Genomic DNA, 23,401 nt, shown 5'->3' with positions numbered 1-23,401 from the left:
TGAATCGAAGATTGATTCACATGAGGCACAAGTCATGGACGAATTCATGCAAGCCGCCATCGACGAAGCCCGCCAGGGGCTGGCCGAAGGCGGCATTCCGATCGGTTCGGTGCTGGTCCACGGCGGGCGCATCATCGGGCGCGGCCACAATCAACGCGTGCAGTCGGGCAGCGTGGTGCTGCACGGCGAGATGGATGCGCTGGAAAACGCCGGCCGCCAACCGGCCGGTGTCTATCGCGAAAGCACGCTCTACACCACGCTATCGCCCTGCCCCATGTGCTCGGGCGCGATCCTGCTCTACGGCATAAAGCGCGTGGTTATCGGCGAAAATCGTACGTTCCTGGGCGACGAGGACCACCTGCGCGCCCGCGGCGTGGAACTGACCGTGGTCGACAGCGACGAGTGCATTGCCCTGATGGAGCGCTTTATCGCCGAATCGCCCGCGCTCTGGAACGAAGACATCGGAACGTAACCCGCAAAGAAACGTCAAGAAACGACTGCTGACAATTAGCCAGCTTCAGCGAATGCCTGTCGCGTGAAATTCACCGGCTCGCTCTCGCTGACCAACACGTTGTCCTCGATGCGAATGCCGCCGAAGGGCGCCAGCCGATCGACGGACTGCCAGTCCACCCGGTCGGCATGTTCGCCGGCTTTGAGCTTTTCGAGGAAAGTGTCGATGAAATACAGCCCCGGCTCGACGGTGACCACATTGCCGGCCTCGAGTTTGCGGGTCAGCCGTAGTGCCGGATAGCTTTCGGGCGCTGGCAAATCCTGTCCGGACTTGTCCCTGAGCCCGGCCACGTCGTGCACCTGGGCACCGATGAAGTGCCCGAGGCCGTGCGGCAGGAAATGGGCGCTCACCCCCGAATCGACCTGTTCGTCGGGCGGCATGTCGACGATGCCGGCCTGCTCGAGAACCGCTGCCACCGCCAGGTGGGCCTGGCGATGCAGGTCCACGAAGCTGCGGCCCGGCCGGACCTGATCGACCAGGCGGCGCTGGGCCTCGTCCATGGCCTCGATCAGTGCGCCGAACTCGCGATGCTCGTCGAGCGTCCAGGTACGCGTGATGTCGGCGGCATAGCCGCGCCAGTCGGCGCCTGCGTCGATCAGGAAGCTGCGCGGGGATTTCGGGCGTTCGGGCGCGCGGAACTGGTAGTGCAGCACGGCAGCGTGATCGTTGAGAGCAACGATGTTGTTGTAAGGCAGCATGTCCTGATCAAGGCCGGTCGCAGCCAGGTAGGCCAGGTGAATCTCGAGCTCGCTGCCGCCTTCGCGGAAAGTCCGTGCGGCGGCCATGTGACCCTTCACCGCCAGGCGGTTGGCGTGCTCGATGCAGTCGCGCTCGAACGCCGTCTTGCGGGTTCGGATTTCGTCCAGGCGCCACATCAGTTCGGGCGGATTGAGATCGGCACCGTCGAGCAATTCGCCCAGCGCGCGTTCGTCACCGATGACCGCCAGCGCGCGCTGACGGCCGAAGCGCTCGTGCCACTGTTCAGGCGAACTGACGATCTCGATATCCAGCGGGTCGGCCAACCAATCGGCCGGGGCTTTCGGCGGCATATGCCAGAAATCATCGGGCTGGCAGAACCAGAGCGTCGGGCGCCGGCCCGGTCGAATCTCGAGCAGGCTGTCAGCCGCAAAGGGCTGCGGCACCAGGGCGACGAAGGGCCCGTGGGCGCGAAACGGCGGATGCGAATCGTCGAACAGTCGGTTCTCGGGGCGACCGGAGTGAATCAGCAGTCCGTCGTAGCCGAGTTCGGCAAGAATCGAGTCGATTTCCTCGCGGCGGTGCTCGATGTGCCGGGCATACAGCAGCGCGTCCGGATTGGGCATGAGTTCGGGCCTCGATCGGTTAGAATTTCAAGATGATCATTCTAGCGCGTCAGCGCCCGTTCTTTCCCCGATGAGCATCCGCGTTTACAACACCCTGACCCGGCAGAAGGAAGACTTCGTGCCGCTCGATCCAGAGCGGGTCACGATGTATGCCTGCGGCCCGACGGTCTACAACTACGCCCATATCGGCAATGCCCGGCCGGCGGTGATCTTCGATTTGCTCCATCGCGTGCTTTCGCGGCGTTTTGAGCAGGTCATTTACGCCCGCAACATCACCGACGTCGACGACAAGATCAACAAGGCGGCGGCTGAACAAGGGGTGCCGATCGACACCATCACGAAGCGTTTCGCCGACATTTACCATCAGGACATGGCCGCCCTGGGCGTTGCCCGGCCGACCGTCGAGCCGCGTGCCACCGAGCACATCGGCGAGATCATTGCCATGATCGAGCACCTGGTCGAGAAGGGTTGTGCCTACGAAGCCGAAGGCCACGTGCTGTTCAGCATCGAGTCGGCCGCGGACTACGGCGAGCTCTCGCGCCGCGACATGCGCGAGATGATCGCCGGCGCGCGCGTCGAGGTCGCACCCTACAAGAAGCATCCGGGCGATTTCGTGCTGTGGAAGCCCTCGAGCGAAGAGCAGCCGGGCTGGGACAGCCCCTGGGGCCGCGGCCGGCCAGGTTGGCATATCGAGTGCTCGGCCATGAGCGCGGCCCACCTGGGCGATGTCATCGACATCCACGCCGGCGGCCAGGACCTGATCTTTCCGCACCACGAAAACGAGATCGCCCAGAGCCGCTGCGCCCACGGCACCGACCACTTTGCCCGCTACTGGTTGCACAACGGCTTTGTCACGGTCGAGAAGCGCAAGATGTCGAAGTCGCTGGGCAACACCCTGATCGTGCACGATCTGCTCGAGCAGTGGCCGGGCGAAGTGCTGCGCTACGTACTGCTTTCAGCCCACTATCGGCAGCCGCTGGACTGGTCGGTCAAGGCGCTCGAACAGGCCCGGACCACGCTCGACCGCCTCTACGGCCTGCTGCGCGAAACGCCGCCAGGCGATGTCGCCGCTGAACCCGATCCGGTCGTGATCGAGGCTCTGGAAGACGATCTCAATACTCCCACGGCGCTGGCCGAGATCAACGGCCTGGCGCGCGAACTCGGCACGGCAGCCGCCGCTGACCGCCCGGCGCTGGCAACCCGACTAAAGGCCGCGGCCGGCCTGCTGGGTTTACTGCAGGACAATCCCGAAACCTGGTTCACCCGCCTGCCCGAGGGCGAGGACGAGATCGACGCCGAAGCGATCGAGGCGCTGATCGATCAACGCAACGCCGCACGCAAATCACGCGATTTCGCCACCGCCGATCGAATCCGCGACGAACTGGCCGAGCAAGGCATCGAACTCGAGGACGGCGCCGACGGCACGCGCTGGAAGGTGACGACATGAGCATCGAGGCCGCCCAGCGCGAGATCGTCGAGGAATTCGCCCTGTTCGACGACTGGATGGACCGCTACCAGTACCTGATCGACCTGGGGCGAAAGCTGCCCGAACTCGACGAATCGGAGATGACCGACGACCGCCTGCTCGCCGGCTGCCAGTCGCAGGTCTGGCTGATCACCGAAGGGGACGCGGAACGGCTCGACTTTCGCGCCAACTCCGATGCCGCCATCGTCTCCGGGCTGATCGCCCTGCTGCTCAAGGTCTACTCTGGCCGCAGCGCACGCGAAATCCTCGAATCGCAGCCACAATTCGTCGCAGACATCGGCCTGAGTGAGCATCTTTCACCCACGCGGGCGAATGGGCTCAATGCCATGCTCGGGGAGATTCGGCGCCAGGCTGAGCTGGCGCTCGCGCGCGCCTGACCGGCCGTCGGGATGGCGGCCGAAGCAGCCATTGCGTTTGGCTCGTCAGCTTCGCCGCCGCTCAGTTGTGCGGTGCTACCGCCGGGTTGGCGGCTTCGACCAGTCAACTTCTGTTCCGCCCGCCCGCTTCGCGGGCTGATGGCGGGTAACTTTTTTCCCGCGCGAAAAAAGTCACCAAAAAACGCGCTTAAAAGCAGGCGGTTACGCTTCGAAAACCTCGCCTGGGAGTGGCTTCACGGACTGTGACTGGGGCTTTGCTTTGGCCCGGCTGAGGAACATGCTGGCTTGCGATGACGCCTGCAGCGGCCCGCATCTGGCACTACGACTTCGAGTAGCGTTCCACCCTAGGAGCTTTAACCATCCTCAATCGAAGCCAACCCCGATCGAAGTCGTGCAATCTAGGTGCGGGCAACGCCAAGCCTTTATCGAAAACGCCATGTTTCACGACCGAGCCATCGCGAAGGCTCAAGCATAATCTCCGTTAAGCCCCGCAGCCATCTGGCCCTGCGGAACAACCGCGTCTTCTAAGAGCGCTTTTGGGTACTTTTGTCGCGACTGACAAAAGTACCTCGCCCAAAGAGCTTGCGAAGCAAGCCGGGCGAAACCGCCTTTGACTTGTCGAGGCCCGCCAACCTGGCGGTAGCACCACACTGCCCAGTGCCAAAACCCCAAAAACAGAAAAGCCCCGCCACAAAGCGGGGCTTTTTCAAAAACAGCGGCAACCGGGCCGCAACCCGGTCAGCGGCTATCCCGCATCTGCTTCTGCTTGAGCTCCCAGCGCTCCTGGGCATCCAGGCACAGCGTGGCGTTCGGGCGGGCCTCGAGACGGGCCAGGCCGATTTCCTCGCCGGTTTCCTCGCAGTAGCCGTAACTGCCGTCGTCGACGCGGGCCAGGGCCTGGTCGATCTTGTTGAGCAGCTTGCGGTAGCGGTCGCGGGTGCGCAATTCCAGGCTGTTTTCGGTTTCCCGGCTGGCGCGTTCGGCTTCGTCGCCGACGTCACGCACTTCGCCGCGCAGGTTGTTGATGGTCTCCTGCGACTCCTGGATCAGGTCCTCACGCCACTGCAAAAGCTTGCGACGGAAGTACTCCAGGTGTTCCTGGCACATGTATTCCTCCTTCTCGGAGGGCTTGTAGCCTTTCGGCAGATCGACAATCTTACTCGCCATCGAATCGTGGCCTCTACGCCTTGGTTGTTGCAAAACCGCCGATTATATATCCTGTTGCCGACCAACGAGCAACTCCATGCAAACTTTCCTTCTCGCCCTGATCCGGGCCTACCGCTATATCCTCTCGCCCTGGGTCGGCGGCCAGTGCCGTTTCGAGCCCACCTGCTCGGTCTACGCGATGCAGGCGATCGAGCTCTACGGCCCCTGGCGCGGCGGCTGGATGAGCGTCAAACGACTGCTGCGCTGCCACCCGCTGTGTGCCGGCGGCAAGGACCCGGTGCCGGGCAACGAGGACGATGAGCCGCGCTGAATGGCTGGTCATCCCGCCAGGCGACGGATATCGGCACCGAGCTGCCGCAATTTTTCCTCGATATTCTCGTAGCCCCGATCGATGTGGTAGACACGGTCGATGACGGTGTCGCCGCGGGCGACCAGTCCGGCCAGCACCAGGCAGGCCGAGGCGCGCAAATCGGTGGCCATCAGCGGCGCAGCGGTCAGGTGGTCGACGCCCCGGATGACTACGGCATTGCCCTCCAGGCGCATGTCGGCACCCAGGCGCTGAAGTTCGAGCACGTGCATGAAGCGATTCTCGAACACCGTCTCGCGCACCACGCCGGTGCCCTCGGCAATCGCGTTGAGCGCGGTGAACTGCGCCTGCATGTCGGTGGGAAATCCCGGATAGGGGGCGGTCGTGATGTCGACCGCGCGCGGACGACGGCCATTCATGTCCAGCTCGATCCAGTTCTCGCCGGTGCTGATCTGCCCGCCGGCTTCCTCGAGCTTGGCGAGCACGGCATCAAGCGTATCCGGCGCGGCATTGAGCGCGCGCACCCGTCCCCCGGTGATGGCCGCGGCGGTCAGGAAGGTGCCGGCCTCGATGCGGTCGGGCACGACGGTGTAGTCGTAGCCGGACAGTCGCTCGCGACCCTCGATTTCGATCCGGTTGCTGCCCTGTCCGGATATGGCCGCGCCCATGGTGTTGAGGCAATTGGCCAGGTCGACGACTTCCGGCTCCTGCGCCGCGTTCTCGATCACGGTCGTGCCGCGCGCCAGTGTGGCCGCCATCATCAGGTTCTCGGTGCCGGTCACCGTGGCGGTATCGAGCACGATGCGGGCCCCTGTCAGGCGTTTCGCCTTCGCCCGGATGTAGCCGGACGCGACGCTGATGTCAGCGCCCATCGCCGTCAGCCCCTTGAGATGCAGGTCGACCGGCCGCGCGCCAATGGCGCAGCCACCCGGCAGGGAAACCTGTGCCTCGCCGCGGCGCGCCAGCAATGGGCCGAGCACCAGGATCGAGGCACGCATCGTCTTGACCAGGTCGTAGGGCGCCACGTCGCTGTCCATGCTGCCGGCATCCAGCTCGACACTCAGTCGATCACCCAGCGAAATGCCCACGCCCATCTGGCCGAGCAATTCCATGGTTGTGGTGACGTCCTTGAGATGCGGTACGCCGGCGAGACGGCACGGCTCCTCGGTCAGCAGGGATGCCATGAGGATCGGCAAAACGGCGTTCTTGGCGCCGGAGATCTCGACCGAGCCTTCCAGCCTGCGGCCGCCGGTAATCTGGATTCTAGCCATGGGATCAGTCGCCGGAAGCCGTTTGGCCCGCCTCCTCGGGGGTCTTGAGATCAAGGCTCAGGGCGTGAATCTCGCGCCCCAACGCCTCTCCGATCGCCGCATGAACCCGTCGATGACGCTGGATTCGCGAGAGACCGGCGAAGTCAGCGTTCACGACATGTGCGACATAATGCACGTTGTCGTCCGATTCAACGCGAACGTCTGCCCCGGGCATTGCCTGTAAAATACGTGATTGGATTGCTTGAATGTCCATGACCTTCGGGGGAATGCAAGAATACAGATCGAGTGCGGTCGATAACCGCCTCGGCTAGTTTAACCCAATCGACCCTTCACCCCACCGCGACAAGCCAGGATGGCGAATGACCCTGACCATCGCTTTGATCCAAGTTGCTGCCGGAATCGTGTTGCTGATATGGGCAGCCGACCGGCTGGTGACCGGCGCCTCGGCGCTGGCCCGAAACCTGGGCGTGTCCACACTGATCGTGGGCCTGACCATCGTCGGCTTCGGCACCTCGGCCCCGGAAATGATCGTCTCGGCGATCGCCTCGCTGCAGGGCAACCCGTCGCTGGCAATCGGCAATGCCCTCGGATCGAACATCGCCAACATCGGCCTGATCCTCGGGCTGACGGCCATGATCTACCCGCTGCGGGTGGAATCGGCCACGATCAAACGCGAGGTGCCGGTGCTGGCCGTCATCATGGTGCTGACGCTGATCCTGATGCTGAATCTGCATTTCAGCCGTTTCGACGGCGTCATCCTGCTGGCCGGCTTCGGGCTGCTGATCGGCGCGATGATCCTGCTGGGAATCAGGAGCGGCGGCCGCGATCCGGTCGCAGTGGCACTGACCGGGGAAGTACCCGAGAAACTGCCGATGCGCTCGGCCATCCTGTGGACCATCGTCGGCCTGGTGCTGCTTCCGCTCAGTGCCCAGGTCCTGGTCAAGGGCGCGGTCACGCTGGCCATGGTTGTCGGCGTTTCCGATGCGGTGATTGGACTGACGGTGGTCGCTCTCGGGACCAGCTTGCCGGAGCTGGCAGCGGCCGCTGCTTCGGCCTACCGGCGCGAGGATGACTTGGTCATCGGCAATATCCTCGGCTCCAATATGTTCAATCTGCTGGGCGTCCTGGGCCTCGCCGCAGTCATTCAGCCGATGGCCATCGAGCCGGCGCTGCTGCACCGCGACATGTTGGCGATGTTCGCCATTTCGGTCCTGTTGCTCTTGCTGGCCTGGCGCCGTATCGGTCACGGCCGGATCAATCGCCCCGCGGCCGCCTTACTGTTCGCCAGCTATCTCGGCTATCAGGCTTTGGTCGTGTGGCAGGCCCTGCTCGCTCGATAGTCGATTAGAATCAGGGCCATGAAGATCAACGCACGGCGCCTGCTCGACACGGCCACCGAGGTACTCGACACGGAGGCAACCGCCATCCGGGCGATGAGCGATCGCATCGGCGAGGAATTCGTCTCGGCCTGCCGCTTGATCCTGGAATGCCGCTCCCACCTGGTGGTCACCGGCATGGGCAAGTCCGGTCACATCGGCCACAAGCTGGCCGCGACGCTGGCCTCGACAGGCACGCCGGCCTTCTTCGTCCATCCGGCCGAGGCCAGCCACGGCGACCTGGGCATGATTGGCGAGCACAACCTCGTGCTGGCCCTGTCCAACTCGGGTGAGACCGAAGAATTGCTGCGCCTGCTCCCCGGTCTCAAGCGCCTGGGCGTCGGCCTGATCGCAATGACCGGCAATCCGGATTCAACCCTGGCTCAGCACAGCGACGTGCATCTCGACACGAGCGTCGATCGGGAAGCCTGCCCGCTCGGCCTGGCACCGACCGCCTCGACCTCGGTCCAGCTTGCCCTCGGCGATGCCCTGGCGATCGCATTGCTCGATGCTCGCGGCTTCACGGCCGATGATTTCGCCCGCTCGCACCCGGCCGGCAGCCTGGGCCGCCGGCTGCTGCTGAGGATTTCCGACCTGATGCACAGTGGTGATGACCTGCCCACCATCCACAGCGGCGAGAGCATCGCCGAGTGCATCATGCAGATGACGCGAGGCAGGCTGGGCCTGTGCGCCGTGCTCGACACGGACGATCAGCTGGTCGGCATCGTCACCGATGGTGACCTGCGTCGTCACGTCGACGAGCTGGCCGATATCCGCCACACGCCGGTCGAGCGCATCATGACCGCCGATCCGCGCACCATCGGGCAGGATGAGCTGGCCGCCGCCGCGGTCGAGATCATGCAGAACCATCGTATTCAGGGCGTGCTCGTCACCGGCAACGGCGGGCGCCTGGTCGGGGCACTCAACTTCCAGGATCTGCTCCAGGCGGGGGTCGTATGAGCATTGGCGATGACCTGCTTGAACGCGCCGGCAAAGTCCGCCTGGCGGTATTCGACGTCGACGGGGTGATGACCGACGGCCGCATCGGCTATACCGACGACGGCCGTGAGTTCAAGACCTTCCACACCCGCGACGGGCTCGGCATCAAGGGCCTGATCAGCAACGACATCGAAGTGGCCATCATCACTGCGCGGCAGTCGGCCATCGTCGACCGCCGCGCTGATGAACTGGGCCTGACCCACGTCATCCAGGGCCGCGAGGACAAGGCCCGGGCACTGGACGAATTACTCGAGCGCACCGGACTTCATGGCGGCGATCTGGCCTACACCGGCGATGACCTGGTCGATTGGCCGGCGATGCGCGCGTGCGGCCTCAAGTGTGCGCCCGCCGACGCCAGCCTGTGGCTACGTCAGCGGGCGGATTTCATCACCACCCGGCCCGGCGGCCACGGCGCCGTGCGCGAGGTCTGCGAACTCATCCTCCAGGGGCATGGCCTGCTGGAGGCCTGGCAGGGTCGCTTCGTGTGACCTGGCGGATCGTGCTCACCGCCTGCCTGGCGCTGATCCTGGCACTGGGCATTCGCTGGCTGATGCCGACCGACCGCAGCGCCACCCCACCGACCAGCGTCCCCGACACGCGCTTCGACTACACCCTGACCGAATTCTCGGCGCGTTTTCGCGATGCCGACAACCGGGTCGAGCTGGTGCTGGCGGGACCGCGTCTGGAGCATGTCTGGGCCGAACGCGTGGCGCGGGTAGAAGCCCCTGAGTTTCACATCGAGCCCGAGGGCGCGGACTGGCGCGGCAGCGCCGCCAATGCCCGTGTGCTGCGCGATCAGGAAGTACTGATTCTCGAAGGCGACATCGAGCTCATCCACCGCGCCAGGCACGGCGAGCTCAGGGTCCGCACCGAGCGCCTGCGCTACGATCGCCGCACGCGTATACTTTCCGCCGATACCCCCGTTGAAATCACGCAGGCTGGATCGATTCTGCAATCGGGCGGTCTCAAGATCGAGCTGGACAACAATCTTCTGGAACTGACCGATGGTGTACAAGGCGAATTTGAGCCGGATACGAGCGACGATATGGCTGCCGATGATGCTGGCGATGATGGTGGCAACGGCGGCTGAAGCCCAGTTCGAGGGTCGCATCAGCATCGACGCGGAAGACGCCACCTACGACCACGAGCGCGGAGCCACTCACCTGCGCGACAACGTGCGCATCACCCGCGGCAGCTTGGAAGTCACGGCCGACGAAGGCTTCAGCTATCGTGGCGACAACGGCCTGCAACGCGTCGAGTTGTTCGGCGAACCGGTCCGCTGGCAGGCCCTGACCGAAGACGGCACGGAAACCACCGGCCATGCCGACCAGGTCGTTTACGATCTGCTCGCACGCACCGTCACCCTGATCGGCAACGCCTATATCGAAGAGCCGCGCGGCACCTTTTCCGGCAGCGAGTTGGTCTACAACCTCGACACCCAGAAAACCGAGGGTCGCGGCGGCATTCAGATGACCGTCGAGCCCGAAGCCATCGGGGAAGACGACGAAGACCCGCCGGAGCCGGACTGAGCCGTGCTGATCGCCGAGCAACTGGCCAAGCGCTACCGCGGGCGCGCCGTGGTCCATGGCATGTCCCTGCAGGTCGACACCGGCGAGGTCGTCGGCCTGCTCGGGCCCAACGGCGCCGGCAAGACCACCTGCTTCTACATGGTCGTCGGCCTGGTCGCCGCCGACGGTGGCCGCATCGTTCTCGACGACCGCGACATCACCCGCACCAGCATGAATCAGCGTGCCCGCTTCGGACTGGGCTACCTGCCGCAGGAAGCCTCGATTTTCCGCCGGCTTTCGGTGGCTGAAAACATCATGGCCGTGCTCGAATTGCGCCAGGACCTCGACCGCAACGGCCGGCGGCAGGAGCTCGAACGGCTGATGGAAGAGTTCGGCATCGCCCACCTCTCGGACCAGTCCGGGATCAGCCTGTCGGGCGGTGAACGGCGCCGTGTCGAAATTGCCCGCGCGCTGGCGACCAACCCCTCCTACATGCTGCTCGACGAACCCTTTGCCGGCGTCGATCCGATTTCGGTCGGCGAGATACAGCAGATCGTGCGCCATCTCACCGAGCGCGATATCGGCATCCTGATCACCGACCACAACGTGCGCGAGACCCTCGGCATCTGCGACCGCGCCTACATCATCAGCGAGGGCCGCCTGCTCATCCACGGCAGCCCCGCCGAGGTGATGGCCGACGACAACGTCCGCGATGTCTACCTGGGACGCGAATTCCGACTGTAGCTCAAACCCGTTTGGAAACCACGGAAGACACGGAATTCACGGACACGAAGCAGCTCAATTCGAAACCCGAGCGCAATGCACTTCAGTGTTCTCCGTGCCTGCCGTGTTTCCAGGTATGAAGGCCGGAAATACGGCGATGCAACTGGCCCGATACTTGCCGTGCGAGTAGAATCGAAGCCATGAAACAGGGTGCCCGTCTCCAGCTCAAGCTGGGCCAGAAGCTCAAGCTGGCACCCCAGCTGCGTCAAGCCATCGCATTGTTGCAACTCAACCGCATCGAACTGCGGCAAACAGTTCGCGAAGCACTCAATACCAACCCGCTGCTGGAACGGACCGAGGATACGGGCGAGGATACGGGCGAAACCGGCGACGAGAGCGACTTCGACAGCGAGGTCGACTACGAAGAGGACTACGGCTTCGACGACCTGCCGGACGGCTATTCGATCACTTCCGGCCCGGCGCCCAACTACGACGAATTCATCAGCGACCGTGCCGACGAATCGCTGCAGCAGCACCTGCTCTGGCAGGTCAACCTGTCGGGTTTCAGCGAAACCGACGAGGCCATAGCCCGTGCCATCATCTACGCGCTCGACGAAGAGGGCTACCTGCAGGACGACCTGGCCACGCTGCGCGCCTCGCTGGCGCCGGAGTACCTGGTCAGCATCGAGGAAGTGGCCGCGGTGCTGGAACGCATCCAGCACTTCGAACCGATTGGTGTCGCCAGCCGGAGCGTGGGTGAAAGCCTGCTGGTGCAGTTGCGGGCCATGCCCTCGAACACGCATGCACTGGGCCTGGCCTGTCACCTGGTCGAACACCACCTGGAGACGCTGGGGCGGCAGGACATCAAGCGCCTGGTGCAAACCACCGGCGTCGGCGAGGCCGAGATTCACGCCGCCCTCGATGTCATCCGGCGCTGCAACCCGCACCCTTGCTCGCGCTTCGGCAGCGACGACGAGAACTACCTGGTGCCCGATGTCTACGTCCACCCGGCCGAAGACGGCTGGCGCGTGACCCTCAATCCGGACAATGACCCGGGCCTGCGATTGAATGATCTCTACGTGCGCATGGCTCGCCAGGCCAAAGGCCAGGACAAGAAGTATCTCAACGACCGGCTGCAGGAAGCCCGCTGGCTGATCAGCGGCCTGGAGATGCGCAATCAGACCCTGCTGGCGGTGACTCGCGCGATCGTCGAACACCAGCAGGAGTTTTTTCGCGAGGGCGAAACCGGACTCAAACCGCTACTGCAGCGGGAGGTGGCTGAAGCGGTCGGTGTCCACGAATCGACGGTGTCACGCGCCACGACCCAGAAATATGCCCATACGCCGCGCGGTACCTTCGAACTCAAGTTCTTTTTCTCGGTCGGCATCGACACCAGCGACGGCCAACAGGTGGCCGCCACCGCGGTCAAGGCCCGCGTGCGCAAGCTGATCAGTGAGGAACTTCCCGGCCAGCCGTTGTCCGACCAGGCATTGGCCGACCACCTCGCCGAATCCGGCATCAAGCTGGCGCGGCGAACGGTCGCCAAGTACCGCGAACAGCTCGGGATACCGGGCTCCGCCCAGCGTCGGCGGGCGGCACGCCTGCATGCAGGCTGACCGCAATCGCCGACTGTATTAACATGGACTCTTGAAACAAGGAGCAAGTCGATGCAACTCGAAGTCAGCGGACAGAATGTTGAAATCACCCAGGCCCTGCGGGCCTACGTGGCCGAGAAGACCGAACGCCTGGAACGCCACTTCGACCACCTGATTTCAGCACACTTCGTGCTTCACCTCGAAAAACTCGTGCATACCGCCGAAGGCACGATCAGCGTTGGTGGCCGGACCAATCCAATCCATGCCGACGCTGCGGCAGAAGACATGTATGCGGCCATCGACGCCCTCATCGACAAACTCGATCGCCAGGTCCGCCGGCACAAGGACAAGGTCACCGATCACCGCGCCACGAGGCCGGCCGAGGCCGGCTAGCGGGCAACCCGACCAGGAAGGGGTCTGAACCGATGCAGCTAGTGGACGTGCTCGCGAACGATCGCATCGCGATCAATGTTTCGGTATCGAGCAAGAAGACGTTGCTGGAGAAGGCGGCCGAACTGTTGGCCAACGCGTCCGGCAGTGCAAACGCTCGCGAAATCTTCGACAGCCTGTGTCAGCGCGAGCGGCTGGGCTCGACCGGGCTGGGCCACGGCGTGGCCATCCCGCACGGCCGGGTCGACAACCAGGAGGCCGTTGCCGGGGCGATGATCCGGCTCAAACGGCCGATCGACTTCGATGCCCCCGACCACGAGAAAGTCGACCTGTTCTTCGCACTGGCCGTACCCGGTCAGTGCACCGACTCGCACCTGAAGCTGCTGGCCGAGATGGCTGACCGGCTCGGACGGCAAGTCCAGCGCGATGCCCTGCGCCAGATCGACGACGCCGACGAGCTGCTGCGTCTGCTGTCGGAAAACCCGGCCGAAACCGCGGCGCAATGAGTCAGCGCGTCACGCCGGCAGAGCTCTACGAGCAGTTTTCCGACCGCCTCGACCTGCACTGGGTCAACGGCAAGTCGGAAGCAGTCCGGCGCGAACTCGAGCCGACCGGCTTCCACTCGCGGCCCTCTCTGGTCGGATTTCTCAATCTCATTCATTCGACCCGCATCCAGGTCATCGGGCGCGAGGAATACGACTGGCTCGAAGGCCTCGATGCGCGCACCCGCTGGGAAACCCTGGCGCGCATCATGGACGCCCGTCCAGCGGCGATTATCGTCGCCAACAGCCTGGAAGTGGCCGACGATCTGCTCAAACAGGCGCGCGAGACCGACACCCCGGTCCTGACCTCCAGTCAGAACGATTGGGAACTGGTCAATTTCCTTGAATACCAGATCTCACGCCGCCTGGCGTCGCGGGAGACCCTGCACGGCGTGTTCATGGAGATTTTCACCATCGGCGTTTTGATCACTGGCGAGTCCGGCACCGGCAAGAGTGAGCTGGCACTCGAACTCCTGACTCGCGGCCATCGCCTGATCGCCGATGACGCGCCCGAGTTCACACAGCTCACGCCCGACATCGTCGAAGGTTCCTGCCCGCCGGTGCTCAAGGAATGCCTGGAAGTCCGCGGCCTGGGTATTCTCAACATCCGGCGCATGTTCGGCGATGCGGCAATCAAGGCCAGCAAATACCTGCGCCTGATCATTCACCTGAATATGCCGCGCGAGGCAGACGCCGACATCGACCGCCTAAAGGGCAACGACAGCCAGCGCCAGGTGCTCGATCTGAAAATCCCGCAGATCAACCTGCCGGTACTGGCCGGCCGCAACATGGCGGTGATCGCCGAGGCCGCGGTGCGCGACTTCATGCTGCGCATGAAAGGTTTCGACGCCGCGGCCGAATTCGTCGAACGCCACGGACGGCTGCTGGCCGACAAGCAATGACCAGGGCGCCTCTGAACAACGCTGCACGGGCACGACGACACCGTTGCGGGAGGCTCCCTATAGGGCCGGTGAAGCATGCAGGCTAGCCCGCTCATAATCATTTCCGGCCTGTCAGGCAGCGGCAAGACGGTCGCCCTGCACGCCCTCGAGGATCTCGGCTATTACTGCGTCGACAATCTTCCAGGCAACCTGCTGCCCGCGCTGGCCAGCGAGGTCCGCAGCCAGCCCGATCGCTACCCGCGCGTGGCCATCGGCATCGACGCCCGCTCCGGTCCGGAAGGGCTTGAGCGACTGCCGGAACTGCTCGCCTCGCTGTCCGGCGACCGTCCCTTCCGGCTACTTTTTCTCGATACCGATTCGCGCGTACTGATCCGGCGCTTCAGTGAAACGCGGCGACGCCATCCCCTGGCCGACCTCGGCGGCGTGGAAGCGGCCATCGAGGCCGAGCGCGGGCTACTCGCGCCCATCCGCGAACGCGCCGACTGGATCATCGATACGTCCGAAAACAATATTCACCAACTTCGGCGCCAGGTATGGCGCGCCATCGGCGTGACCGACAACGAGTCGGTGCAGTCGCTGGTGCTCGAGTCCTTCGCCTACAAGCGAGGTGTGCCGCGCGATGTCGATATGGTCTTCGATGCCCGCTGCCTTCCCAACCCGCACTGGCAGCCGGGTCTGCGCGCCCATACGGGACTGGAAGTGCCGGTGCGCGAGTACCTCGAGGCGCAACCCATCGTGGACGATTTTTGTAACGACGTGCTGACCTTCGTACGGCGCTGGCTTCCGGCGCTGGCCGAGGATCAGCGCAGCCTGGTCACCGTCGCCATCGGCTGTACCGGCGGGCAGCACCGTTCGGTCTACATTGTCGACCGGATCGCACACGAGCTACGCGAGGAAGGCGTTCGCGTACTCGTCAGTCACCGGGAACTCGGCCAGTGACGGGCATCGTCCTGGTCACCCATGACGACCTGGGCGAGGCCGTGCGGCGCCAGGCCGAGCACATCCTCGGCCGCTCTCTTCCGGTGGTGACGATCGCGGTCAGCTACCAGGCCGATGTCGAGGCGACGCTCGATGCCCTTCGCACTGCGCTGGCCGCCGCTGCCGACGGCGACGGCGCCCTGGTGCTGACCGACCTGCCGGGTGCCACCCCCCACAACCTGGCCTCACGAGCCGCCTCGGAAGCAGGCACCCCGGTCGTCTCCGGGCTGAACCTGCCGATGCTGCTCAAGGTGGTCAACCACGCGGCCCGAGCGCCGGCCGAACTGGCCAAACTGGCCGCCACCGGCGGCATTCAGGGGGTGGTGCAGACATGAAGCGAGTCGAGCTCGAACTGGTCAACCGGCTCGGACTGCACGCGCGTGCCGCCAGCAAGCTGGTTCAGGCTGCTTCCGGTTTCGACAGCCGGATCTGGCTGGCGCACGGCGACAAGCGCGTCAACGCCAAGTCGATCATGGGGGTGCTGTTGCTGGCCGCCCCTTGCGGCAGAGAGCTGACGCTGGAGGTGGATGGGCCAGACGAGGACGAGGCCGCCCGGACGATTGCCAAACTCGTGGCCGACCGCTTCGGAGAAGACGAATGAGCCTGACACTGACCGGCATCGGTGTCACCTCCGGCATTGCCCTGGGTCGGGTGCACCGGCTTACGCCGGGCGAGCTGACCCTGCCCGAATATCACCTCGATGCCGACGCCGTCGAGGCCGAGACCGAGCGCATGCGGCAGGCGGTTCAGCGCGGCGACCGCTTCCTGTCGGGGGTGCTCGAGCGCGTCGGCGGATCCGGCAATGAGACAGCCCGCGAACTGCTCGAGGCCCACCGCCTGATCCTCCAGGATCCGATGCTGATCGAGGCGGCCCGCGAGCGCATTCGCGATCAGCAAATCAACGCCGAGTGGGCCCTGGCCCTGCAGGGCGAAAGCCTGCAGGAAGAATTCCGGCGCCTCGATGACGAGTATCTCGCGCTCCGGCGCGAAGACCTCGAGCAGGTCGTCAGCCTGATCCAGCGCGAGCTGGCCGAGCAGCCTTCGGCGCTGTTCAGCACCCAGGTGCCGCACCGACTCGACGACACCATCCTGGTCGCAGCCGAACTGGCGCCGGCCGATCTGACCATTCTCAGTCAGCGCCGCGTCGCCGGACTGATCACCGAGCACGGCGGCCCCTGGTCGCACTCCGCCATTCTGGCCCGCAGCCTCGAGATTCCGATGGTACTGGGTGTACACCACGCGCTCGAGCTGTTGGAAGAAGGCGAGCTGGTCGTTCTCGACGGCCACTACGGCGCGGTGCTGGTCCGTCCGGACGAAAATCTACAGCGACACTACAGCGACAAGCAGGCGGCCAGCCTGCGCCACCGCAACGAGCTCAAACGCTATCTTGCGCAGCCCTCGCGCACCCACGACGGCCGCTCCTTTCACCTGTTCGGAAACGCCGAACTGCCAATCGAATTCGAAAACTGCCTGGAAGCCGGCGTGACGGGCATCGGCCTGATGCGCACCGAATACCTGTTTCTCGACGACCAGATTCCCGACGAAGATGCCCAGTACCGTGCCTACTGCAATGCCCTGCGCGCCATGGCCGGCCGACCGGTGACCATTCGCACGCTCGATGCCGGTGGCGACAAGCTGCCGGACGCCCTGGCACTGACCCGCGGACCCAACCCGGCTCTGGGCCTGCGCGGTCTGCGCCTGTCGCTGTCGGTCACCGACCTGTTCCGCGAGCAGTTGCGCGCCATCCTGCGCGCATCGGTCGAGGGGCCGGTGCGCATTCTCCTGCCGATGCTCACGACCACCGCCGAAATCGCCCAGGCCCGGCAGCTGATCGCCGAGTGCCGCGAGGAGCTTCGCGCCGAGGGCCTGACCATCGATCCGGAACTGCCCGTCGGCGGCATGATCGAGACCCCGGCAGCCGCCCTCGACGTCCAGGCCATGGCCAGGGAACTCGACTTCCTGTCCATCGGCACCAATGACCTGATCCAGTACGTACTCGCCATCGATCGCCAGGACGAGCTGGTCAGCTACCTGTACGATCCGACCCATCCCGGTCTGCTGGAGCTGTTGGCGCGCACCGTAGAGGCCGGCAGGCACCAGGGCATCGAAGTCACGGTGTGCGGCGAACTGGCCGGGGACGAGCGCGCCGCACGCATGCTGCTGGGTCTCGGCGTGACGCATTTCAGCATGCCGCCGGCCCAGGTCGCCGGCGTCAAGAAGAGCCTGATCGAGGCCGGCTATGAGCACTGCCGCGAAATCGTCGAGCGCTACCGAAAGGACCGCCGGGGCACCGACGACCTGCTCGAGGCCCTGCGACATTCGGGCAACGGGCGCTGAAGCGATGCGCATTCTCTACCTGACCGAGGAAGCGCCGTTCGAGGCCGATCGCTCGGCGACCGGTAACCAGCTGCGTAGCGCGCGGCTGATCGCTGGCCTGGAACGGGCCGGGCTCGAAGTCGAACATCACTGGCAGGAAGACTGGACTAACGAGGCAATCGCCGGGTTGCTGCCAAGCGTACGCCCCGACTGCCTGCTGCTGGGTTACTGGCAGCTGGCCGAGCGCCTACCCGATTCGCTTTCGCTGCCGGTCATCGCTGATTGCATCGCGCCACGACCCCTGGAGGCGCATTTCGTCGATCCGGTGGCCTCGCAGCATTACATCCAACGCTATTTGAAGGCGCTCTCTCGGGTCGACCTGATGCTGGTGGGTAACGACCGCCAGCGCAGCCTGCTGGCGGCCTGGCTGCTGGCCGACGGCGCCGATCTCAGGCGCGAAGTACCGATTGTCGAGGTTCCCTTGCCGATCCGTGCTCCGGCCCGGCCGCGTCTTGATCACTCGGAACCGCTGGTGCTCGCCACCGGCGGCCGCCAGTGGCCCTGGCGCCGAACCGACGGCTGGCTGGATCAACTGGTTCCCGAAGGGCAGTCCGGACGCGTGCGCCTGCATCATTTCGGACCGCGTCACGCCAGTGCCGAGGCCGAGGAGCACGGCCTGGTCCCCTGGCAGGACTGGCAGGACTTTCTCGCCACACGCGCGCACATCGGCGTGGAGCTCGCCCGGCCCAATCTCGAGCGCGAAATGGCCCAGCCCTTTCGTATCGCTTCTTTCCTGGAAGCTGGCCTGCCGGTCCTGATCAACAGTTGCCTGCCGATGGCCGAATTGATTCGCGCCCATGATGCCGGCTGGGTGGTCGATTCACCCGGGCAAGCCCGCAAGGCGGTGCTCGAGGCGCTCGAAAAGCCGGAACGCTGGCGCGAGAAAACGGCTGCAGCCCGCGAACTGGCCACAACGCATTACGACGACAAAACCTGCCTGGCGCCCCTGGTCGACTGGCTCGGCCGGGCACGCAAACGCCGTTTCGTAGCGTCCTCGGCCGGCGTGACCAGCGCTTCGACCGGCAGCCTGGAACGCCGTCCCAGCCTGACCGGCATGTTCACCCGAGCGCTGCTGCGACCGCTTCGGCGTGAGCTCGACGGCCAGGGCGTGGTCATCATCACCCGCTCCGACCTGTTTCCGACCGACCACGGCGCGGCGGTCAAGATTGTCGAGACGGCCCGGGGGCTTTCCACCGGCGGACGGACAGTGGCCATCGTGACTGCCGATCGTGGCCGCTACTACCGCATCGAAGATAGTGAGATCCGCGAAAGGCCCCTACCCGGGTGGCTACGGCTGTTGAGCCTGCCACGGGCCCTCAGCCACCTACTCCATCGCCTGCGCGGTCTGCCGGCCAGCAACGCCTTCCTGTACTGGCCGCTGTACGACCCCGGCTACGGCCTGCGCGCCGCCTGGGTCGGCCGGCAGATCGATGCCGCCACCGCGCTGGCCGAGTTTCCCGCCTACGCACAGTCAGCGCGCATCTGCCGGCTGTTCAACGGCGGACGCGCCGTGCTGGCCGAGCACAACGTTGAGTATCTGCGCCTGGCCGACCAGGTCGGCGACCTGTCGGATTCCGCGTTCGAGCGCCTGAAGGGTGTCGAACTCAAGCTGGCCAACTGCATGGATGCCGTCGTCTGCGTTTCCGACCGCGATCGACGCCAGCTTATCGACGACGGCCTGGACCCGGCCAACCTGGTCACCATTCCGCACGGGGTCGACATCGAGCGCTTCGACCGAGCCGAGCCCGAGATCCTGTCCGAACGCTTCGGGCTCGATCCCGATCGTCCGGTGCTGGCCTACCACGGCACGTTTTCCTACGGTCCCAACAAGCAGGCCCTGTTGACCAGCATCGCCGAGTTGCTGCCGCGCCTGGCCAAACTGGGACACCGTGTGCAGCTGCTGGCAATCGGCAGCGAGCCGCCAGCCGCTATCGACCACCCCGATGTCTACCTGCCCGGCAGCCTCGACCATCTGGCCGCCCCGCTCAAGGCCTGCGACCTGGCCATCGTGCCGCTGACCTCCGGCGGTGGTACACGCATGAAGATCCTGGATTATTTCGCCGCCGGTCTGGCGGTGGTCAGCACCCGCAAGGGTTGCGAGGGCCTGCCGGTCAACGACGGCCGCGAGCTGCTCATCCGCGACGACTGGGATGCCTTCGCGCGCGCCGTCGCCGATCTCCTAGAGGACGACGGGCGCCGCCGCAAACTGGCCGAGCGCGGTCACGCGTTTGCCCGGCGGCTGAGTTGGTCGGAAATAGCCAGTCGCTATGATCGGTTGTTCCGGAAATTGGTGTAAGGAAGACCAAGTACCAAGTTCCAAGCACCAATTTCCAAACAAATTCCAAGCACCAATGTTCGAATGATCGAAACAGACACAACCGCGGCCCACGTTTGGCGGAGCCAAGCTTTGCTCATTCGGTCATTGGAATTTCGAATTTGTTTGAGATTTGGTGCTTGAGATTTGTGATTTGATTCAACTCGTCACATCGTCGCGCACGTACTTCGGCTCCAGTTCCCAGGCGGGCACCGGTTCGATGGTCTCGGCCAGTACCAGAACGCTGCGGGCGTTGGGCCAGACCTCCGGCAGCGCCTGGCTCACCTTGCCGTCCAGTACGCTTTCAAGTTCCTCGCCGTAGTTCGCCAGGCCGGAACCGGCAGCCAGCCATGGGCCGTCGTGCGGCAGCTCGAGTTGCCGCGGCGGTACCACCACTTCGGGGTCCATGGCCACATGCGCGCCGTCGCGGCGTTCGAAGAAACCGGCATAGATCTCCGACATGCGCGCATCGAGCACCGCCAGGACATGCGGCGAGCGTGTCTCCGGGTCGGCCGCATGCGCCAGCGCCGCGAGGGTCGAGACCGGGTGGATCGGCAGATCGTGGGCCAGGGCAATGCCCTGCGCCGCACCCAGCCCGATGCGCAGGCTGGTGAAGCCGCCCGGTCCGCGCGAGACTGCCAGTGCATCGAGGTCGCAATAGCCGATGCCCGCCTCGGCCAGTAGTTCGCCGATCCAGGGCAGCAGCAGCTCGGCATGACGCCGTGGCGCGAGTTGCTCACGTACGCGCACATCGCCGTCGACGGCCAACGCCACGGCGCAGAAATCGGTTGCTGTCTCGATACCCAGCCGTATCATGCCGCCAATCGCTCGCGCAGGAATTCAGCCACTTCGCTGGCGCTGTCTGCACGCGTCATCGGCGGCAGGCTCTTGAGGAAGATCCGGCCGTAGGGCTTTTGCAGGATGCGTGGATCGCCGAGCACCAACACGCCGAAATCATCGGACTGACGAATCAGCCGTCCGGCCCCCTGCTTGAGCGCCAGCACCGCCTGCGGCAACTGCACCGTGGTAAACGGATTCTCGCCGGCCTCGCGCACGGCCTTGAGCGTGGCCTCCAGCACTGGATCGTCAGGCGCGGCAAAAGGCAGCTTGTCGATCACCACCACGCTCAGCGCCCGACCCGGCACGTCGACCCCTTCCCAGAAACTGGCCGCGCCCAATAGCAGGCTGTTGGGGCTGGTGCGAAAACGCTCGAGCAGCACATGACGCGGCGCGTCTTCCTGAATCAGCAACTTGAAGTCGGAATGCGATCGCAGCCACTGCGCCGCCCGCTGCAGGGCGCGATGCGAGGTGAATAGCAGGAAGGCGCGCCCGCCGGCGGCCCTGAGCAGTGGCAACACCTGCTCGAGCAGCGACTCGGTATGCGAAGGGTCGCGCGGTTCGGGCAGCTGGTCGGGAATCCACAGGCGGGTCTGGGCCGGATAGTCGAATGGGCTTTCCACGACCAGCTCTTCGGCCGAATCCAGGCCGAGCCGTCGGGTGAAATGCTCGAAGCGCCCGTTGACCGCCAGCGTCGCCGAGGTCATCACCCAGGTCGCCGGCACGCGCTCGCGCAGTTCTGTCAGCGGCGCAGCCACGTCGAGCGGTGTCAGATTGAGCTGGAAGCGCCCGTTGCGCGAGCTGAACCAGCGCACGTAGCCTTCGCGGCCGACGAGGAAGTCGTGCAGGCCGTCGTGCAGGACCGCCGCCCGCTCGGCACAGTTGCTCAGGTCGCGCGTGCGCTCGGCCAGTGGATCGAGCGCGCGGGCCAGGTCATTGAGTGCCCGAGCCAGTGCCTGCAACTCGTCGAGCTGCCTGCGCAGGCCGGAATATTCACCGCGCGGCGGCAGATCGGCACAGGCGCTCATGGCCTGCTCCAGGGCCGCACGCAGATTCTCGGTTGGCTCGCGCAGAAACTTGAGACTGCCGGCAGACCCGCCACAGGCCGCCAGGGTGTCGCGCGCGAGCTCACGGACCTGCCAGGCGCTCAAGCCGCGCGAAAAAAAGCGCATGGCCGTGTCCGGAACCTGGTGGGCCTCGTCGATGACGACCGTCTCGGCCCCGGGCAGCACTTCGCCGAAGCCGGTCTGTTTGAGGGCCATGTCGGCGAACAACAGGTGGTGATTGACAACCACCACGTCGGCCTCCTGGGCGCGGCGCCGCGCCTGCACCAGGTGGCAGTCGGACAGGAATGGGCATTCGCTGCCCAGGCAGTTGTCCTGGGTCGAGGTCACCAGCGGCCACACGCGCGACTGGCTGGAAATGCTGTCGACCTCGCTGATCTCGCCGCTTTGGGTCTGGCGTGACCAGCGCTGCACGGTGCGCAACTCCTCGGCAACCTCGTCGAACAACTCGGCTTCGGCGAGATGACGTTCGAGCCGGTGCAGACAAAGATAATTGCCACGCCCCTTGAGCAGGGCCGTCTTGCGCTCAACGCCCAGGGCCTCGAGCGCCATCGGCAGGTCGCGCCGGAATAACTGGTCCTGCAGATTGAGTGTGCCAGTCGAGATGATGGTGCGCTCGCCACGCAAAAGGACCGGCAACAGGTAGGCCAGGGTCTTGCCCGTGCCGGTCGCCGCCTCGGCCACCAGATCCTGGCCGCCGGCCAGGCAACGATCAATGGTTTCGGCCAGCTCGAGCTGGCCCGAGCGCGGCCGGAAAGCCGGCAGCCGTTCGGCCAGCGGGCCATCGGCACCGAAAAGTTCTGCCAGCGATCGGCTCACGGCCAGGTCGGGGTCAGAACCGCTCGGGCGGTTCGAGCGGGCACACGCGAGCCCGCTCACGCGCCTGCTCGGCCTGAACCACCTGCCCATTGCGTTCACGTGCCAGGGCCATGGCCTGCCAGTTGCGACGGCAGATATCACCGACCTGCGGACCCAGTTCCCAGGAGCGCTCGGCGTAGTTCTCCGCCTGCTCCCACTGGCCGCGCGCAAGCTGCAACTCGGCCATGTTCTGGAGTAATTCGGGATCACGTGCTTCGATCCGAAGGGCCCGTTCGAGCAGGCTCTCGGCACGCTCGAGATCACCGGCCTTACGGGCCGCCTCGGCCGCCTGCTCGAGTTCCTGCACGGCCGGATTTCTCAGCGGATAGACCTGCAGGCCGCGCGGTTCCTCGCCGCCCTCCGGCGCCCTGACCCGTTCTACCATTTCGGGGTCATCCATTGTCGGCTGCCAGGCGCAGGCCGCCAACACCAGGCTGGCCGACACGGCCAGAGCGAGGCCCCTGAAGTTATGTTCACGTTGCATGGTTGAAGCGTTAC

26 protein-coding genes are annotated in these 23,401 nt (G+C 65.1%); 19 read left to right on the top strand and 7 right to left on the bottom strand.

Going from position 1 to position 23,401, the window contains the following annotated elements; translation table 11 throughout:
* Nucleotides 1–34 precede the first annotated feature (34 nt).
* Complete coding sequence (locus G4Y73_RS11010; RefSeq protein WP_164231690.1) at nucleotides 35–472, top strand: nucleoside deaminase; 438 nt, start codon at nucleotides 35–37, stop codon at nucleotides 470–472.
* Nucleotides 473–507: 35 nt separating this feature from the next.
* Here G4Y73_RS11010 and pepQ read toward each other — a convergent pair whose 3' ends face one another.
* Complete coding sequence (gene pepQ, locus G4Y73_RS11005; protein WP_164231689.1) at nucleotides 508–1,833, bottom strand: Xaa-Pro dipeptidase; 1,326 nt, start codon at nucleotides 1,831–1,833, stop codon at nucleotides 508–510.
* A 70-nt stretch (nucleotides 1,834–1,903) separates the two neighbouring features.
* On the opposite strand from pepQ, the gene cysS reads away from it, so the two are divergent.
* Nucleotides 1,904–3,280: a cysteine--tRNA ligase gene (cysS, locus tag G4Y73_RS11000; RefSeq protein ID WP_164231688.1), complete on the top strand. Its 1,377-nt coding sequence runs from the start codon at nucleotides 1,904–1,906 to the stop codon at nucleotides 3,278–3,280.
* Nucleotides 3,277–3,696 (top strand): SufE family protein, encoded by a 420-nt coding sequence (locus G4Y73_RS10995; protein ID WP_164231687.1) that lies wholly within the window; start codon nucleotides 3,277–3,279, stop codon nucleotides 3,694–3,696. Before cysS ends, G4Y73_RS10995 begins: the two co-directional genes overlap by 4 nt.
* A gap of 738 nt (nucleotides 3,697–4,434) precedes the next feature.
* On the opposite strand, the gene dksA is transcribed toward G4Y73_RS10995, so the two are convergent.
* On the bottom strand, nucleotides 4,435–4,863 hold the full coding sequence (gene dksA / locus G4Y73_RS10990; RefSeq protein WP_164231686.1) for an RNA polymerase-binding protein DksA: 429 nt from the start codon (nucleotides 4,861–4,863) through the stop codon (nucleotides 4,435–4,437).
* Nucleotides 4,864–4,939: 76 nt separating this feature from the next.
* Here dksA and yidD point away from each other — a divergent pair, with 76 nt between their 5' ends.
* Nucleotides 4,940–5,173, top strand: coding sequence for a membrane protein insertion efficiency factor YidD (gene yidD, locus G4Y73_RS10985; RefSeq protein WP_164231685.1), 234 nt, complete (start codon nucleotides 4,940–4,942; stop codon nucleotides 5,171–5,173).
* 8 nt (nucleotides 5,174–5,181) lie between these two features.
* On the opposite strand, the gene murA is transcribed toward yidD, so the two are convergent.
* A complete protein-coding gene (gene murA / locus G4Y73_RS10980; protein WP_164231684.1) occupies nucleotides 5,182–6,441 on the bottom strand; it encodes a UDP-N-acetylglucosamine 1-carboxyvinyltransferase in 1,260 nt (419 codons plus the stop codon).
* Nucleotides 6,442–6,445: 4 nt separating this feature from the next.
* Nucleotides 6,446–6,655 carry a BolA family protein gene (locus G4Y73_RS10975; protein ID WP_240451281.1) on the bottom strand — a complete coding sequence of 70 codons (210 nt, stop codon included), beginning with the start codon at nucleotides 6,653–6,655 and terminating at the stop codon, nucleotides 6,446–6,448.
* A gap of 145 nt (nucleotides 6,656–6,800) precedes the next feature.
* On the opposite strand from G4Y73_RS10975, the gene G4Y73_RS10970 reads away from it, so the two are divergent.
* The 15 genes from G4Y73_RS10970 to G4Y73_RS10900 all read left to right on the top strand — a co-directional run bounded on the left by G4Y73_RS10970 (nucleotide 6,801) and on the right by G4Y73_RS10900 (nucleotide 20,126).
* Nucleotides 6,801–7,781 (top strand): calcium/sodium antiporter, encoded by a 981-nt coding sequence (locus G4Y73_RS10970; RefSeq protein WP_164231682.1) that lies wholly within the window; start codon nucleotides 6,801–6,803, stop codon nucleotides 7,779–7,781.
* An 18-nt stretch (nucleotides 7,782–7,799) separates the two neighbouring features.
* Nucleotides 7,800–8,777 carry a KpsF/GutQ family sugar-phosphate isomerase gene (locus G4Y73_RS10965; RefSeq protein ID WP_164231681.1) on the top strand — a complete coding sequence of 326 codons (978 nt, stop codon included), beginning with the start codon at nucleotides 7,800–7,802 and terminating at the stop codon, nucleotides 8,775–8,777.
* The gene (locus G4Y73_RS10960; RefSeq protein ID WP_164231680.1) at nucleotides 8,774–9,304 is read left to right on the top strand and encodes a phenylphosphate carboxylase subunit delta; all 531 of its coding nucleotides are present in this window, start codon (nucleotides 8,774–8,776) and stop codon (nucleotides 9,302–9,304) included. The genes G4Y73_RS10965 and G4Y73_RS10960 overlap by 4 nt, the downstream gene beginning before the upstream one ends.
* Nucleotides 9,301–9,906, top strand: coding sequence for an LPS export ABC transporter periplasmic protein LptC (lptC, locus tag G4Y73_RS10955; protein WP_164231679.1), 606 nt, complete (start codon nucleotides 9,301–9,303; stop codon nucleotides 9,904–9,906). The genes G4Y73_RS10960 and lptC overlap by 4 nt, the downstream gene beginning before the upstream one ends.
* Nucleotides 9,872–10,345: a lipopolysaccharide transport periplasmic protein LptA gene (lptA, locus tag G4Y73_RS10950; protein WP_164231678.1), complete on the top strand. Its 474-nt coding sequence runs from the start codon at nucleotides 9,872–9,874 to the stop codon at nucleotides 10,343–10,345. Before lptC ends, lptA begins: the two co-directional genes overlap by 35 nt.
* A gap of 3 nt (nucleotides 10,346–10,348) precedes the next feature.
* Nucleotides 10,349–11,068 carry an LPS export ABC transporter ATP-binding protein gene (gene lptB, locus G4Y73_RS10945; RefSeq protein WP_164231677.1) on the top strand — a complete coding sequence of 240 codons (720 nt, stop codon included), beginning with the start codon at nucleotides 10,349–10,351 and terminating at the stop codon, nucleotides 11,066–11,068.
* A 179-nt stretch (nucleotides 11,069–11,247) separates the two neighbouring features.
* Nucleotides 11,248–12,663, top strand: coding sequence for an RNA polymerase factor sigma-54 (locus G4Y73_RS10940; protein WP_164231676.1), 1,416 nt, complete (start codon nucleotides 11,248–11,250; stop codon nucleotides 12,661–12,663).
* Nucleotides 12,664–12,714: 51 nt separating this feature from the next.
* Nucleotides 12,715–13,035 (top strand): ribosome-associated translation inhibitor RaiA, encoded by a 321-nt coding sequence (raiA, locus tag G4Y73_RS10935; protein ID WP_164231675.1) that lies wholly within the window; start codon nucleotides 12,715–12,717, stop codon nucleotides 13,033–13,035.
* A 32-nt stretch (nucleotides 13,036–13,067) separates the two neighbouring features.
* Nucleotides 13,068–13,538, top strand: a complete 471-nt coding sequence (locus G4Y73_RS10930) for a PTS sugar transporter subunit IIA (RefSeq protein WP_164231674.1) — start codon at nucleotides 13,068–13,070, stop codon at nucleotides 13,536–13,538.
* Nucleotides 13,535–14,476, top strand: coding sequence for an HPr(Ser) kinase/phosphatase (gene hprK / locus G4Y73_RS10925; RefSeq protein WP_164231673.1), 942 nt, complete (start codon nucleotides 13,535–13,537; stop codon nucleotides 14,474–14,476). Before G4Y73_RS10930 ends, hprK begins: the two co-directional genes overlap by 4 nt.
* Before the next feature lie 75 nt (nucleotides 14,477–14,551).
* Nucleotides 14,552–15,415 carry an RNase adapter RapZ gene (gene rapZ / locus G4Y73_RS10920; protein WP_164231672.1) on the top strand — a complete coding sequence of 288 codons (864 nt, stop codon included), beginning with the start codon at nucleotides 14,552–14,554 and terminating at the stop codon, nucleotides 15,413–15,415.
* Nucleotides 15,412–15,789, top strand: coding sequence for a hypothetical protein (locus G4Y73_RS10915; RefSeq protein ID WP_164231671.1), 378 nt, complete (start codon nucleotides 15,412–15,414; stop codon nucleotides 15,787–15,789). The genes rapZ and G4Y73_RS10915 overlap by 4 nt, the downstream gene beginning before the upstream one ends.
* The gene (locus tag G4Y73_RS10910) at nucleotides 15,786–16,055 is read left to right on the top strand and encodes an HPr family phosphocarrier protein (RefSeq protein ID WP_164231670.1); all 270 of its coding nucleotides are present in this window, start codon (nucleotides 15,786–15,788) and stop codon (nucleotides 16,053–16,055) included. Before G4Y73_RS10915 ends, G4Y73_RS10910 begins: the two co-directional genes overlap by 4 nt.
* On the top strand, nucleotides 16,052–17,791 hold the full coding sequence (gene ptsP, locus G4Y73_RS10905; protein ID WP_164231669.1) for a phosphoenolpyruvate--protein phosphotransferase: 1,740 nt from the start codon (nucleotides 16,052–16,054) through the stop codon (nucleotides 17,789–17,791). The genes G4Y73_RS10910 and ptsP overlap by 4 nt, the downstream gene beginning before the upstream one ends.
* Before the next feature lie 4 nt (nucleotides 17,792–17,795).
* A complete protein-coding gene (locus G4Y73_RS10900; protein WP_164231668.1) occupies nucleotides 17,796–20,126 on the top strand; it encodes a glycosyltransferase in 2,331 nt (776 codons plus the stop codon).
* A gap of 177 nt (nucleotides 20,127–20,303) precedes the next feature.
* Here G4Y73_RS10900 and tsaB read toward each other — a convergent pair whose 3' ends face one another.
* Genes tsaB through G4Y73_RS10885 form a run of 3 tightly spaced genes read right to left on the bottom strand, consistent with a single transcriptional unit; the run spans nucleotide 20,304 to nucleotide 23,387 of the window.
* Entirely contained in the window at nucleotides 20,304–20,960 is a 657-nt protein-coding gene (tsaB, locus tag G4Y73_RS10895; protein WP_164231667.1) for a tRNA (adenosine(37)-N6)-threonylcarbamoyltransferase complex dimerization subunit type 1 TsaB, read from the bottom strand.
* Nucleotides 20,957–22,864 carry an ATP-dependent DNA helicase gene (locus G4Y73_RS10890; RefSeq protein ID WP_346426851.1) on the bottom strand — a complete coding sequence of 636 codons (1,908 nt, stop codon included), beginning with the start codon at nucleotides 22,862–22,864 and terminating at the stop codon, nucleotides 20,957–20,959. The genes tsaB and G4Y73_RS10890 overlap by 4 nt, the downstream gene beginning before the upstream one ends.
* Nucleotides 22,865–22,877: 13 nt before the next feature.
* A complete protein-coding gene (locus G4Y73_RS10885; RefSeq protein ID WP_164231665.1) occupies nucleotides 22,878–23,387 on the bottom strand; it encodes a tetratricopeptide repeat protein in 510 nt (169 codons plus the stop codon).
* Nucleotides 23,388–23,401: the final 14 nt, after the last annotated feature.

Source organism: Wenzhouxiangella sp. XN201 (assembly GCF_011008905.1).
Taxonomy (GTDB): Bacteria; Pseudomonadota; Gammaproteobacteria; order Xanthomonadales; family Wenzhouxiangellaceae; genus Wenzhouxiangella.
Note: the sequence above shows the minus strand (reverse complement) of the source record. Positions and strands in the feature narration are given on the sequence as shown.